General features: G+C 61.6%; 9 protein-coding genes. 5 read left to right on the forward strand and 4 right to left on the reverse strand.

All coding sequences use genetic code 11. The annotated features are described in order from the left end of the window. Positions 1-82 precede the first annotated feature (82 nt). The 5 genes from MUM_RS0117740 to MUM_RS0117760 all read left to right on the forward strand — a co-directional run bounded on the left by MUM_RS0117740 (position 83) and on the right by MUM_RS0117760 (position 5,153). Positions 83-1,294, forward strand: a complete 1,212-nt coding sequence (locus tag MUM_RS0117740) for an MFS transporter (RefSeq protein ID WP_010172169.1) — start codon at positions 83-85, stop codon at positions 1,292-1,294. Positions 1,295-1,338: 44 nt separating this feature from the next. Beyond that, positions 1,339-2,139, forward strand: a complete 801-nt coding sequence (locus tag MUM_RS0117745; RefSeq protein WP_029615973.1) for a GNAT family N-acetyltransferase — start codon at positions 1,339-1,341, stop codon at positions 2,137-2,139. 335 nt (positions 2,140-2,474) lie between these two features. Next, a complete protein-coding gene (locus MUM_RS0117750; protein WP_029615974.1) occupies positions 2,475-3,542 on the forward strand; it encodes an NAD-dependent epimerase/dehydratase family protein in 1,068 nt (355 codons plus the stop codon). Positions 3,543-3,571: 29 nt separating this feature from the next. Beyond that, positions 3,572-4,585, forward strand: a complete 1,014-nt coding sequence (locus MUM_RS0117755; RefSeq protein ID WP_010172174.1) for an AraC family transcriptional regulator — start codon at positions 3,572-3,574, stop codon at positions 4,583-4,585. Between the two features lie 169 nt (positions 4,586-4,754). Continuing rightward, a complete protein-coding gene (locus tag MUM_RS0117760; RefSeq protein WP_010172177.1) occupies positions 4,755-5,153 on the forward strand; it encodes a hypothetical protein in 399 nt (132 codons plus the stop codon). 64 nt (positions 5,154-5,217) lie between these two features. Here MUM_RS0117760 and MUM_RS0117765 read toward each other — a convergent pair whose 3' ends face one another. From MUM_RS0117765 to MUM_RS0117780, 4 genes are all read right to left on the reverse strand, one after another. After that, the gene (locus tag MUM_RS0117765; protein ID WP_010172179.1) at positions 5,218-7,746 is read right to left on the reverse strand and encodes an excinuclease ABC subunit UvrA; all 2,529 of its coding nucleotides are present in this window, start codon (positions 7,744-7,746) and stop codon (positions 5,218-5,220) included. Between the two features lie 165 nt (positions 7,747-7,911). Further along, positions 7,912-9,621: an ATP-binding protein gene (locus tag MUM_RS0117770; RefSeq protein ID WP_029615975.1), complete on the reverse strand. Its 1,710-nt coding sequence runs from the start codon at positions 9,619-9,621 to the stop codon at positions 7,912-7,914. 114 nt (positions 9,622-9,735) lie between these two features. After that, positions 9,736-12,825, reverse strand: a complete 3,090-nt coding sequence (locus MUM_RS0117775) for an error-prone DNA polymerase (protein WP_202946960.1) — start codon at positions 12,823-12,825, stop codon at positions 9,736-9,738. After that, a complete protein-coding gene (locus MUM_RS0117780) occupies positions 12,801-14,216 on the reverse strand; it encodes a Y-family DNA polymerase (RefSeq protein WP_010172184.1) in 1,416 nt (471 codons plus the stop codon). The genes MUM_RS0117775 and MUM_RS0117780 overlap by 25 nt, the downstream gene beginning before the upstream one ends. Position 14,217 lies beyond the last annotated feature (1 nt).

The raw sequence follows: 14,217 nt of genomic DNA on the forward strand, positions 1-14,217 counted from the left end.
GATCCCGCTGTCAAGTAAAAACCGGATGTGTAACGATATGTGACTCAGCCTTTGATACTGCCTATTACAGGAATCAACTCGCATGCTCGCCGCCTTCAGACACTACCCGTTTTCGGTCAATCTGCTGCTGTCGTCTGCGTTGTTCCTGACACTGGGGCGCGCCATTACCCTGCCGTATATGGTGATTTATCTGTCATCCAACTTCACGTTGGGTATCAGCGACATCGGTCTGGTAGTGGGCGGTGCGATGCTGGTCGGCTCGTTGCTAAGCCTTTATGGCGGCTACCTGACTGACAAAATTTCCAGCTATCGATTGATCCTGAGCTTCACGGGTTTCTTCACCGTGGGCTTCATCGGTATGTGCGTCACGTCGCACCTGTGGCTGTTTTTCCTGTTTCTGGTGTCGTTCAATTTCGCCTATTCGGTTATCGATATTGTGGTCAAGGCCGCGTTTGGCAAACTGCTGCCAGAAGCCGAACGCGGCAAAGTGTTTTCGGTGCGCTACACCCTGATCAACGTGGGTTACGCGGTGGGGCCGTTCATTGGCGCCGGGCTCGCGCACATGGACATGAAACTGCCGTTCCTGGTCTCTGCGATCCTGGGCATGGGCTTCTTCGTGACTTATAGGGTGTGGGGTGACAGGAGCCTCAGCTCCGCCGACCCGGCCAATGCGCCAGTGTCGTTCGTCGCGGTGGGGCGCATTTTGCTCAAGGACTATCGCCTGGTCTGCTTCACGGTTGGCGGCGCGTTGAGCGCTGTGGCGTTCGGCCAGTTCACCGGCTACATCTCCCAATACCTGGTGACCACAAGCACCCCGGAATTTACCTACCAGGTCATCAGCTCGGTGGTGGCGGTTAATGCGACGGTGGTGATCTGCCTGCAGTACATGGTGGGCAAGCGCATTACCAATGAGCATTTGAATCAATGGCTGACGGCGGGCTTCAGCCTGTTTCTGCTGGGCGTCGTCGGTTTTGCGTTGTCCACCACCGTGTTGCATTGGGCGTTGGCCGTGGCGATATTCACCGTGGGCGAAATCATCGTGTTCCCGGCCGAGTACATGTTCATCGACCGCATCGCGCCGGACCACTTGCGCGGCATGTATTACGGCGCGCAAAACCTGTCCAGCCTCGGCGGTGCGCTGGGGCCGGTGCTGTGCGGATTTGCCCTGGCATCGCAGCCGGCGCATTTCATGTTCTATATGCTCGCAGCGTTTATCGTGGCGGGCGGGTGTTTCTATCTGATGGGCGCTTCCTATTCGAAACGCTACGACACTGGGCGCGGTGATGGGGGTTGATTTACCGCTACCTGCCCTGAAAATCTTGTAAAGGGACTGTGTACATGGATGTTGAATTGGCCCATGCGATCGAGGTCGCAGAAAGCGAGTATTTGTGTTCCCGCGTTGAGAGCTTGTCACGGGTCAGTGGAAATCCTTTTGGTGCTCGTGTCTTTTCCAACGGGACTTTTCCGTGCTTTCAGGTGAAGGCAACACCCAGTCCGATGTTCAATCGCATTTACGGTGATAGCACTGGCAATCCCCAGTCACTGCGGAACTTGCTCAAGGAATCAGCAGCATACTCGACAGTAACGCCGCTTATCGGCAAGGCCTCGGCGCTGGAGCAGTACGCTTTTGCGGGAGAGCAGCGATTGGAGCGTTTGAGAGGGTGGACACACCTGCAGCTTGCCTGCCCTATCGAGGACGCGGTGTTGACTCCCCAATCATTCGACATCGAAGAGGCCACTTCAGACTCTCTTCCGGAGTTCGCGGCGGTTCATGCAAGTGGCTTTCATACCAAGCCAGAGCATCGTCAGTTGAGCCAGGCTTCGTTTGCAGGGCTGATGGCAAATGATCGTCTGAAAATCTACGTCCTTAAAGCTGATGGGCAAGTCGTTGCAGGCGCATTGATGTACCTGGCCAGCAATGGCGTTGCCTACCTGGGGACGGCGGCTACCCGAAAAAATGCACGAGGCCTGGGCTACCATGGAGCGCTGATATCTCACCGGATAGAGCAAGCAAAGAAGCACGGCAGTCTTGTGATTGCCGCGACAGCGCTTCCCGGCTCGCAGAGTCGCCGCAATTTGCAGCGCACTGGGCTGGCGGCATCTCATGCTCAGGCGCTGTATCGCTTGGCGGATGGTTGAAATAGGCCGGCGCGTTCGCGTCAAAAAGCGCCCGACTCAATGCTACCGGGTGCCCTCCAAACCCTACGAAGATCGTTTAGAGCTGTGGTGGATGAACTAGGGAAGAGCGGAGTCGGCGCGTGCACTAACAACTTCTGATTGGACAGTTCGCCAACATCCAGTGGAATTATTCTTTGGCGCGCTTTGCAGATTTAATGGCACTCCTTGCGAGTTACGTGACTACTTTGACTCAGATAGTCTTCTGCTTGTCACTACTTAACCCATTTAGGCTGTGGTGCCCTCCGCCCTTCATTCTATTGGTGTTAGGCATTCAGCAGATCAGCACGGAGTTGTTCATGAAAGAGTTTGAAATTGACAAGAGCAAGCCTGCGATCGTCACCGGCGCAACTGGCTACGTTGCTGGCTGGATCGTTAAGCGGCTATTGGAGGAAGGCGTCACTGTTCACGCGGCGGTGCGCGATCCGGATGACCGAAGAAAAGTCCGCCATCTTGACGAGATGGCGGCAAAGCTGTCGGGCACTCTTCGCTATTTCAAGGCGGACCTGCTTGATCAAGATTCCTATACCGAGGCAATGGCGGGTTGCGGCATTGTCTTTCATACGGCCTCTCCCTTCACGCTGAATATCCGAGACCCCCAAAAGGAACTGATTGATCCGGCCCTACTGGGCACCTGCAACGTCCTCGAAACGGCCAACCGGACGGAGTCTGTAGCGCGTGTCGTCCTGACAAGTAGTTGCGCGGCTATCTACGGAGACAATGCCGACTTGGAACAAACACAGCGCGGCATCTTCACGGAGGAAGAGTGGAATAGCAGTTCATCCCTGAACCACTCGCCATATTCCTATTCCAAAACCGTCGCTGAGCGCGAGGCATGGTACATCGCCAAAAAACAATCCCGTTGGAGTTTGGTTGTGCTCAACCCGAGCTTCGTCATCGGTCCGGGCATCAGTCCCCACGCCACCTCGGAAAGCTTCCAGATAGTCCGGCAGATGGGGGATGGCCGCATGAAGGACGGCGTCCCGGATTTCGGAGTGGGTGCCGTCGATGTTCGGGATTTAGCGGAAGCCCACCTGCGAGCCGCCTATTTGCCCAAGGCCCAAGGGCGCAATATCATTTCCGGACACAACACTTCTCTGCCGGAAATCGCCAAGGCGCTTTTGCCGAAGTTCGACGCTTACCCGGTGCCGCGGCGTATTCTGCCTAAGTGGCTGGTGTGGCTGGTCGCCCCGATGGCGGACAAGAGCACCACTCGCAAGTTCGTGTCGCGAAATGTTGGCCTCCCGTGGCGTGCCGACAACGGCAAGAGCGTTCGGGAGCTCGGCATGGTTTATCGCCCCCTCGATGCCTCAATTCGGGATATGTTCCAGCAAATGATCGACAACGGGTTAATTCCAAAGCGCTAAGGCATGAGGCGGCTGGAAATGGAGCGTTGATGAAACAAGGTACAAACTTCGTGGTTCAATCGGGCTGGCGGTTGTTGCTTGCAGATATGGGCGTAGATTCTGCTCGCGTTTTGCGCCATGCGAACCTTCCAGCAGACCTGTTCTCTCGCCAAGAGGCGACCATCACGGCTGCGCAATTCTTCGAGTTATGGCAAGCAATCGAGCAGGTTGGAGGGGATGACATGGCCTTGCCGCTCAAACTGGGTCAAGCAATCTCTGTTGAGGCCTTTGATCCCGCGATCTTTGCTTGCTTGTGCAGCCCTAATCTCAACGTCGCCTTTCAGCGTTTGTCTGTCTTCAAGAAGCTGATCGGTCCCATGGGGCTGGTGGCTGAGGTGGGCGCCAACCAAACTTCGGTGACATTGGAATGCTACTCGGACGCTGGTCCCATCCCGCACAGCATGGCGGCTGCCGAGATCGTTTACGCGACCCAACTGGTAAGGATCGCCACGCGTCACCGCGTGGTGCCTAGGGAGATTACGCTTCCGGAACTTCCTGATCACATCCAGAGCTATGAGGACTTTTTCGGCGTTATGCCAAAAGCGGGGAAGACCATCCGTCTCACATTCTCGAAAGAAGATGGTGTCCGTCAATTCTTGACCGCCAACGATTCCATGTGGAAGTTCTTCGAAGTTGGTTTGCGTGAACGCCTAACGACTCTGGATTCAACCGCGACCATTAGTGATCGCGTCAAGGCTGTGTTGTTGGAGGGACTTCCCTCTGGGCAATACACTGTCAACGATGTCGCGAAGCACTTGGCCGTCAGCAAGCGCACTTTGCAGCGGCAATTGAGCGAAGAGTCGACATCTTTCAAAGACATCCTTATCGCCACTCGCCAGCAACTGGCTGTGCACTACCTTCGTAAGCCCTCTATCGCGCAGGGAGAGATCGCATTCTTGCTAGGATTCCAGGACGTCAACTCCTTCATTCGGGCATTCAAGGACTGGCAGGGAGTAACACCAGGCGCATACCGACTGAGCAGTCATTTGCATCGGGTTTCGTAGACACATTCGATTGACCACTATTGGCCGATTTCTGCCTGTCACGACTGACCGAAATCGACCCTAAGCTGCTCTTCGCGAAAGGCAGCAATCGGTCAGAAATAGCCTCCAAATGCAGACTCGCCAAGCATGAGCTAAACCTCATCAGACCGTCTTGATGAAGGAATGCAAAATGTTAGGGACACCAGCGGTGTTCAGCGCCTGCCACGAAGGTAAGTGGCGTTCGATTTATCTCTACCTCCAGACAAAGGGAGAGGATCTCTATCTGACTTTTGAACAAGGAACTACCGGCAATTACTTTCTCAAGATTAAGCGAGAACACATTGCTAGGGTTTCAGCTTTCTTTGCTGCGCCTTCTAACCGGGCGACTGTTACATGGAAACCGTCAATATTTTCGTGGTACCGCCTTAGCTTCTCTGAGAGTAATCAGCCGGGAGCGCTCGCCATTCGGATACTCGCCTTTACCCCTCTCTCGATCAGTGGAACGACTGTTCCATTCGCCATAGAGAAATTGGTGCAACTCGGCCACGTAATGCAAGCGCTCGTCGATTGCCCTCATGAACCTGTTTGAGAGGTCGGTTTTGGCCGATAGCCAACCGTGAAGGCTCCCTCCACCCACCGCACAACTCCAAATTTCATCCCAACTCCCGCCCCAAAAACGGCGCAGTCCGGCTGCTCTTGCTCTTCGCAACTGTCTGCGGGGTGCCACTCACCACCACCTTACCGCCGCGATCCCCGGCCCCCGGCCCGATATCAATCACCCAATCACTCTGCGCCACCACGCGCATTTCATGCTCCACCACAATCACCGTATGCCCCGCTTCCACCAGATGATTCAGTTGGCTCAACAACCGGTCCACATCCCGCGGATGCAGCCCGGTCGTCGGCTCATCCAGCACATACAACGTCGCGCCCCGGGCATTGCGTTGCAGCTCGGTCGCCAGCTTGATGCGCTGCGCCTCCCCGCCCGACAGCTCCGTGGCCGGCTGGCCAAGGCGCAAATAGCCCAAGCCAATATCGCGCAGTACTTGGAGTGAGCGCAGCACGCCCGGTTGCCCGGCAAATACCTCGACCGCCTGTTCAACAGTCAGCCCCAGCACTTGGGCGATGGTCAGCCCTTGCCACTTGATTGCCAGAGTTTCGGGGTTGTACCGCGCCCCGTGGCACGTCGGGCATGGCGCGTACACGCTGGGCATGAACAGTAATTCAACGCTGACAAACCCCTCGCCTTCGCAGTTCGGGCAGCGCCCTTTGGCGACGTTGAAGGAGAACTGCCCGGCGTCGTAATTCCGCTTTTTCGCCGCCGGAGTAGCGGCGAACAGTTTGCGCACGTTGTCGAACAACCCGGTGTAGGTCGCGAGGTTGGAGCGCGGTGTGCGGCCGATGGGCTTCTGGTCCACTTGAACCAAACGGCGGATGTGTTCCAGGCCGCCGCTGATGCGCCCGCCGCTGGTTTGCGGGGCGTCGTCTTCGAGGCTGGGTTCGTCTTCGCTTTCCACCACGCGGCCCAGGCCTGCGCCTACCAGTTCCAGCAGCGCCTGGCTGACGAGGCTGGATTTGCCCGAGCCGGAGATGCCGGTGACGGCGGTGAAGCAGCCCAGGGGAAAGTCCACGCTCAGGTCGTTGAGGTTGTTGCGCGTCACGCCTTCCAGGCTCAGCCAGCCGGTGGGTTGGCGCGGGGGTTGGCTGACCGGGCGTTTTTCGGCGAACAGGTATTCGCGGGTTTGCGAGGCTTCGATCTGCGCGAGGCCTGCGGGTGGGCCGCTGTACAGGACCTGGCCGCCGTGCTCGCCGGCAGCGGGGCCGACGTCGATCAGCCAGTCGGCGCGGCGCATGGTTTCCAGGTCGTGTTCCACCACGAACAGGGAGTTGCCGGCAGCCTTCAAGCGGTCGAGGGCGGCGAACAGGGCTTCGCCGTCGGCGGGGTGCAGGCCGGCGGAGGGTTCGTCGAGCACGTAGATCACGCCGAACAGTTGCGAGCCCAGTTGGGTGGCCAGGCGCAGGCGTTGCAGTTCGCCGGAGGACAGGGTCGGTGTGCTGCGCTCAAGGGCCAGGTAGCCCAGGCCAAGGTCGGTCAGGGTGCTGACGCGCTCCAGCAGGTCCTGGGCAATGCGTTGGGCAGCCAGGCGTTTTTCCACAGAGAGTTTTTTGTCGCCCTGCCCTTCGGCCACCGGGCGCAGGAGTTCGGCGAGTTGCAGCAGGGACATTTGCGACAGTTCACCAATGTCCACGCCGGCAAATTTCACTGACAGCGCGGCCTTGTTCAGGCGTTTGCCTTCGCACAACGGGCATGGGCTGCCCTGCATGAATTGCGAGACGCGCTTTTTCATCAGGGCGCTTTGGGAGTGGGTGAAGGTGTGCAGGATGTAGCGCCGGGCGCCGGTGAAAGTGCCCTGGTAGCTGGGTTCCAGTTTACGTTTGAGAGCGTCGCGGGTTTGGGCTGGCGTGAAGCCGGCGTACACCGGAACGGTGGGCGTTTCTTCGGTGAAGAGAATCCAGCCGCGCTGTTTTTTCGGCAGGTCGCGCCAGGGGATGTCGACGTCGTAGCCCAGGGTGACGAGGATGTCGCGCTGGTTCTGGCCTTGCCACGCCAGCGGCCAGGACGCCACGGCGCGCTGGCGTATGGTGAGGGACGGATCGGGCACCATCAGGGCTTCGGTCACTTCGTACACCCGGCCGAGGCCGTGGCATTGCGGGCAGGCGCCCTGAGGCAGGTTGGGGGAAAAGTCCTCGGCGTAGAGCATCGGCTGCCCCGCCGGGTAGCTGCCGGCGCGGGAGTAGAGCATGCGGATCAGGCTGGACAAGGTGGTGACACTGCCCACCGAGGAGCGCGTGCTGGGCGTGCCGCGCTGTTGTTGCAGGGCCACCGCGGGGGGCAGGCCTTCGATGGAGTCGACATCGGGTACGCCCACCTGGTCGATCAGGCGGCGGGCGTAGGGCGCGACGGATTCGAAGTAGCGGCGCTGGGCTTCGGCGTAGACGGTGGAGAAAGCCAGCGAGGATTTGCCGGAGCCTGACACACCGGTGAACACCACCAGCGCGTCGCGGGGGATGTCGACGTCGACGTTGCGCAGGTTGTGTTCCCGGGCGCCCCGCACCCGGACGAAGCCTGGGCGCTGGTTGGAGAGTGACGTGTCGGGGGGCAGGTTGCGCTGGGAAGTCATGGGTAACCTTATCGGTGTGCTCAAGGCAGTGAAGATCAATTGTGGGAGCCGGGCTTGCCCGCGATGACGGTGTGCCAGTTACCGGATGGGGTGCCTGACACTCCGCCATCGCGGGCAAGCCCGGCTCCCACAGTGGTTTGGTGTTGCAGGCTGGATCTCCATTCGTCACATCATCCGGGAGGTCAGCACCGAGCGCACCCGCTGCGCCAACTCATCCGGGCTGTAGGGTTTGCTCAGCAGGTGAATGTCCTGGCTCAGCAGGTGGTTGCTGGAAAGAATGTCGCGGGTGTGCCCGGAGGTAAACAGCACCGCCACCGCCGGCACTTGCTCACGCGCCCACTCAGCCAGGTCGGTGCTTTTGACCCGCCCCGGCATCACTACGTCGGTAAAAATCAGATCCGGTTGCAGGCCGGCGCACAGCATCCCCATGGCCTTGTCGCCGTCTTCGGCGATCAACACGGTGTAGCCGGATTGTTCCAGCAGTTCCACCGCGGCGGTGCGTACGCCTTCGTTGTCCTCGACCACCAGGATGGTCTCCTGGCCACCGCTGTGTTGGGTGAGCTCGACGGGCGCTTCTTGGCTTTGCGGCTCTTCGAGGCTGCGCGGGAAATACATCTGCACCAAGGTGCCGCTGCCCACTTCGCTCTCCACCTCGACGTGTCCGCCACTTTGCCGCACGAACCCGAACACCATGCTCAACCCCAGCCCGGTGCCGTGGCCATCCGGCTTGGTGGTGAAAAACGGTTCGAAGGCCCGCGCCATGATCGTCGCCGACATGCCGGCGCCACTGTCGGAGACGGCCAGGCGCACGTACTCGCCGGGGCTGATGCTTTTGCCGGCGCAGTCCGGGGGGTTGAGGATGATGTTTTCGCCAGTGATCCGAATCACGCCCTCGCCTTTCATGGCGTCCCGGGCGTTGATCGCCAGGTTCAGCAAGGCGTTTTCCAGTTGATTGCGGTCGACGTTGATGCACCACGGGTCTTGAGGCAGTTGCACATCAATGTGGATGGTTTCTCCCAGCGCCCGCTGCAGCAGTTCGCCCAGGCCTTCGTAGATGCGCAGCGGGTTGTACACCGCTGGCGAAAGTGGCTGGCGACGGGCAAACGCCAGCAGTTGCGAGGTGAGCTTGGCCCCGCGCTCCACCGCCGCAATCGCGGCGCTGACCCGGCGCTGCACCTGGGGGTTGTCCGGTTCATGCCGGGCCAGCAGGTGCAGGTTACCGGCGACCACTTGCAGCAGGTTGTTGAAGTCGTGGGCCACGCCGCCGGTCAGGCCACCGATGGCCTCCAGCTTCTGCGACTGGCGCAGCTGCTCTTCGGCGGTGGAGCGGGCCTGCACTTCCGCCGCGACGCGCTGCTCCAGGTTGTGGGTGAGTTCCTGGCGCAGGCGCTCGGAGATCATATGTTCGGTGGTCTCCACCACAATCGCCAACACCCCGCCCGGCCGCTGGTCATCGCCGGCTACAGGGCTGTAATACAGGTCCATCCAGACTTCTTCCGGGCGGCCGTCGCGCAGCAGTTCCAGGGGCAGATTGCGGTAGGACAAGGTGCCGCCGGCCAGGCAGGTGTCGACCACATGGCGGTTGAAGTCGGCGACTTCCGGCCAGCCCAGTTCCACCGGCACCCCCAGCAGATACGGGTGACGGCCACCGGCAAACACCGAATAGCTGTCGTTGTAGATCATGTAACCCGCCGGCCCCCACAGCATCACCATGGGCATCGGCGAGGCCAGCATCATCTGCACGGCACTCACCAGGCTGCCGGGCCAGTGGTCCAGCGGGCCGAGGTCGGTGCCGGACCAGTCGAAAGCACGAATTCTCTGGGCCATTTCCCCAGCCCAGCCTTCACAGCCGTGGGTATTCGATAAAAACTGCATCGGTCGGCTCTGCAAAAAGATAAAAGGTGGGCGGCAATGAAAACTTTGAGCCTGACAGCAGCGGTTGGTTTCATTGCATAGTGCTGATGCGCGGATGAACGGGCAAGGGCCGGCTCAGCGAAAATCCCGGCTGCGCACATTGATGCCTGACAACAAGGGGGTCAGGTCGGTCAAGCGTCCGGCGATCAGGTGCCGAACCTCCCCCACTGCCTCCCAGCGCCCGTCCACTTTGAGCAGCCGCGAGCCCACCAGCGCCTGGCGTTGGCGCTCGGCCAAATCACGCCAGACCACTACGTTGATATTGCCGAACTCATCTTCCAGGGTGACAAAGGTGACGCCGCTGGCGGTACCCGGGCGTTGTCGACCGGTGACCAAACCGGCGACGCTGACATTGCGTCCATGCTCGACCCGCAGCAACTCTTGGGAACTGCGACAACGCCGCGCCCGCAGTTCATCGCGCAACAACGCCAGGGGATGTGGACCGAGGGTGGTGCCGACGCTGGCGTAGTCGGCATACAAATCCTCGCCCACCGTCGGTTGCGGCAGCTCCACCACCGCCTCTTCGGGGCTGGCCACCCCGGCAAACAGGCCGAGTTGTTTCTGCACCCCGGCCACCTCCCAGCGCGCCCGGTGCCGATGCCCGGCCAGGCCACGCAAGGCCCCGGCATCCGCCAGCAGCTCCTGGGCGCGGGTGTCCAGGAGGGCGCGTTCGCCGAGGTCGGCAATATCGGAAAATGCCCGGGCCTGGCGCGCCGTTTCGATGCGCCGGCCATCCTCTTCGCGAAACCCGGAGATCATCCGCAAGCCCATGCGAATGGCCGGTTGCTGGCCGTCGATCGGTTCAAGGCTGCAATCCCAGTCACTGGCCTGCACGTCCACCGGGCGGATCTGCAAATGATGGCGCCGGGCGTCCTGCAGGATCTGGTCGGGGCTGTAAAAACCCATGGGCCAGCTGTTGATCAGGGCGCAGGCAAAGGCTGCCGGTTCGTGGCATTTTAGCCAGCAACTGGCGTAGGTCAGCAAGGCGAAACTGGCGGCGTGGGACTCGGGAAACCCGTAGCTGCCAAAGCCCTTGATCTGCTCGAAAATCTGCGCGGCGAAGGCTTCGGTGTAGCCGTTTTTCAGCATGCCGGTGCGCAGGCGCTGCTGGTGGGGTTCGAGGCCGCCGTGGCGTTTCCAGGCGGCCATGGAGCGGCGCAACTGGTCGGCTTCGCCGGGGCTGTAGTCGGCGGCGACCATGGCGATCTGCATGACCTGTTCCTGGAATAGGGGGATGCCCAGGGTGCGCTTGAGCACGCTTTCCAGTTCCGGCGATGGGTAGGTTTCGGGTTCTTCCTTGTTCCGCCGCCGCAGGTACGGGTGCACCATGCCGCCCTGGATCGGGCCCGGTCGCACGATAGCGACCTCAATCACCAGGTCGTAGAATTTTTCCGGTCGCAAACGCGGCAACATCGACATCTGCGCCCGCGATTCAATCTGGAACACGCCGATGGTGTCGGCCTTGCTGATCATCGCGTAGGTCGCCGCGTCTTCTTTGGGCACCGAGGCCAGGCTCAGGTCTTGATTGCGATGGCGCCGCAACAGGTCGAAGCAGCGGCGAATCGCGCTGAGCATGCCCAGCGCAAGAATATCCACCTTGAGCAGGCCCACCGCGTCGAGGTCGTCCTTGTCCCACTGGATGATGGTGCGCTCGGCCATGGCGGCATTTTCCACCGGCACCAGGGTGTCCAGCGGGTGTTCGGAAATCACGAAACCGCCGGGGTGCTGGGACAGGTGCCGGGGGAAGCCGATCAGTTGCTGAGTGAGTGTGAGCACCCGGCGCAACACCGGGCTGTCGGGGTCGAAGCCGCCTTCGCGCAGGCGCTCCAGGGGCGGTGCTTCATCGCTCCAGCGCCCGCAGCAGTCGGCCAGGGCGTTGACCTGATCCGGCGGCAACCCGAGGGCCTTGGCCACGTCGCGCACCGCGCCGGCGCCGTGGTAGCTGCTGACCACCGCCGTCAACGCGGCTCGGGTGCGGCCGTAGCGCTGGAACACGTACTGCAGCACTTCTTCGCGGCGTTCGTGTTCGAAGTCCACGTCGATGTCGGGCGGCTCGTTGCGCTCCCGGGACAGGAAGCGCTCGAACAACATGTTCATCAGGCTCGGGTCGATCTCGGTGATGCCCAGGGCAAAACACACCGCCGAGTTGGCCGCCGAGCCGCGGCCCTGGCACAGGATCGAACGGCTGCGGGCGAAGCGCACAATGTCGTGCACGGTGAGGAAGTAGCTTTCGTAGCCCAGCTCGGTGATCAACTTCAGCTCATCGTTGATCTGCCCAAGGGTCTTGGCGTCGACACCGTCGGGCCAGCGCTGGGCGATGCCCTCTTCGGTCAGGGTGCGCAGCCAGGTTTCCGGGGTTTGCCCTTCGGGCACCAGTTCACGCGGGTATTGATAGCGCAGTTGGCCGAGGTCGAAAGTGCAGCGACGGGCGATGTTCAGGGACTCTTCCAGCAGGTGCGCCGGGTACAGCGCGGCCAGGGCGTCGAGGCTGCGCAAGTGCCGCTCGCCATTGGGGTGCAGGCGCGTGCCGGCCTCGGCCACCGGGACGTGATGACGGATCGCGGTCATGGTGTCTTGCAGCGCACGGCGGCCACGCACATGCATGTGCACATCGCCGCAGGCCACCGCCGGCAAGTGCAGGCTGGCGGCCAGGTTCAGGCGTTGCTCAAGGTGGCGGGCATCGTTCTGGCCGCAGTGCACCTCCACCGCCAGCCACAGGCGGTCGGTGAAGGTGCTGCGCAGCCATTGGATATGCGCCTGGGTGTCGGTGTCTTCGGCCATCCATAACGCCAGCAGACCTTGCACGCAGGTGAAGTCTTCCGGCAGCAGCCGGTAGTGACCTTTTTCCGCCCGACGACGGGCGATGGTGATCAGCCGGCACAGGTGCTGGTAGCCCTCCAGGTTCTCCACCAGCAACACCAGCTTGGGGCCGTTTTCGAGGCGCATCTCGCTGCCGATAATCAGCGGCAACTCGACCTCCTTGGCCGCCTGCCAGGCGCGGACGATGCCCGACAAGGTGCATTCATCGGTTATCGCCAGGGCCTCGTAGCCTTGCTGTTTGGCCCGTTCAAACAGTTCCCGGGCGCTGGAAGCCCCACGCTGGAAACTGAAGTTGGACAAGCAATGCAGCTCTGCGTACTTCATGCAAACCAGCCTTGCAGCCACAGCGCGCCGCTTTCGCCCACGGTGCGATAGGCCCAACCCTGCTGACCGGCGCGGGTGCGCACCAGGTAGTAATCGCGGCGCACATCGGCGCCATCCCACCAGCCGGACTCGATGCGCTCCGGGCCCATCAAAATTTGCAGGCCCTGTTCGGCCAGGGGCGTCGGTTCAGGCAGCAACCAACCGGGGCGCTGCACAGTGTTTGAGGGCACGCACGGGCGCAGGTCAGCACCGGATTGCCAGGCGCATTCGGGGCGGTGGTCGGCGTGAAAGCGCAGGCCTTGCACCGCCTCGTCCCCCAGCCGCGCCCGCAGGCGTTCGCGCAGTTGTTCCCACGGCAGGGTTTGTTGCGGGCGCTCGTCGAACAGGTCCTGGCGCTGGGGCACAAACACCGGCAGGTCCTGGGCCACCAGGCGAAAGCCACGCACCGGCGAGGTGACTTGCACCTGCTCCAGGCGGCCACGGGCCAGTTCGAACAGCATCGCTGCGTCGCGCTCGGCGCTGAGCAGGCCAACCTTGATGAGGGTGTCGGGTTCTGCGGCGTGTTCCAGGTGCAGGTCAAAGCGCTGCACGCCACTGTCGCGGCCACACAAAAAAGCCGACAAGTCGCCGGTCAAACGGCGCAACGGAAACAGCAAGGCCTGGTGGGACGACACATCAAAATTCAGCTCGATGCGCACATCGAAGCGGTCCGGCGGCTGGTAGAACGCCAGGGCCAGGGGCCGTTGCCCGCTCAGTGCATCGAGGTGCTTGAGCAGCGCCGCGTCAAAGCGCCGGGCCAGGGTATGCCGGGGCAACGCCTGCACCTGGGCCAGGGTGCGCAAGCCCATGCGTGATAACGCGGTGGCGGCGTGCGGGTCGAGGCCGGCGCGGTCGATGGGGATGGGTGCCAGGGCGTGTTGCAGGCATGGGTCATCGGCCACGGCCAGGCCGTCGTAGGCATTCGCCAATATCCGCGCCGCCGCCGGGTTCGGTGCGGCGACGATGCGGTGACGAAACCCCAGCTCGGTCAGTTCCTTGCGCAAGCGCGCCTCAAGCTGCGGCCACGGACCGAACAGGCCCAGGCTCGATTCGATCTCGAACAGCAACGCCCGTGGGTAATACACGCTGACCTGGGAACTGAAACGGTAGGCCCAGGCGGCAAGAAACTGCTGCCAGTATTCGATCTGCGCCGGGTCGTATTCGGCGCAGGCAAACGCCTTGGTCAAGGCATGGGCTGCCGTCAGGGATTGGCCGGGGCGCAGGCCGAGTTTGCGTGCGGCGTCATTGACGGTTTGCAGCACCCGCCGCTGCGGCGTGCCGGCCAGCAGGGCCAACGGCTGATCCGGCTCGGGGCGCGAACGCAGCACCCCATCCAGCGCCAATTGCGGGAAGACAATACACACCCAGCGCATG

It is taken from the genome of Pseudomonas sp. PAMC 25886 (genome assembly GCF_000242655.1).
Lineage (GTDB): Bacteria > Pseudomonadota > Gammaproteobacteria > Pseudomonadales > Pseudomonadaceae > Aquipseudomonas.

What these genes read in the sequence shown, in the direction of transcription:
- MUM_RS0117740 (WP_010172169.1), top strand. Translation starts at nt 83, where the DNA reads ATGCTCGCCGCCTTCAGACACTACCCGTTTTCGGTCAATCTGCTGCTG.
- MUM_RS0117745 (WP_029615973.1), top strand. Translation starts at nt 1,339, where the DNA reads ATGGATGTTGAATTGGCCCATGCGATCGAGGTCGCAGAAAGCGAGTAT.
- MUM_RS0117750 (WP_029615974.1), top strand. Translation starts at nt 2,475, where the DNA reads ATGAAAGAGTTTGAAATTGACAAGAGCAAGCCTGCGATCGTCACCGGC.
- MUM_RS0117755 (WP_010172174.1), top strand. Translation starts at nt 3,572, where the DNA reads ATGAAACAAGGTACAAACTTCGTGGTTCAATCGGGCTGGCGGTTGTTG.
- MUM_RS0117760 (WP_010172177.1), top strand. Translation starts at nt 4,755, where the DNA reads ATGTTAGGGACACCAGCGGTGTTCAGCGCCTGCCACGAAGGTAAGTGG.
- MUM_RS0117765 (WP_010172179.1), bottom strand. Translation starts at nt 7,746, where the DNA reads ATGACTTCCCAGCGCAACCTGCCCCCCGACACGTCACTCTCCAACCAG.
- MUM_RS0117770 (WP_029615975.1), bottom strand. Translation starts at nt 9,621, where the DNA reads ATGCAGTTTTTATCGAATACCCACGGCTGTGAAGGCTGGGCTGGGGAA.
- MUM_RS0117780 (WP_010172184.1), bottom strand. Translation starts at nt 14,216, where the DNA reads ATGCGCTGGGTGTGTATTGTCTTCCCGCAATTGGCGCTGGATGGGGTG.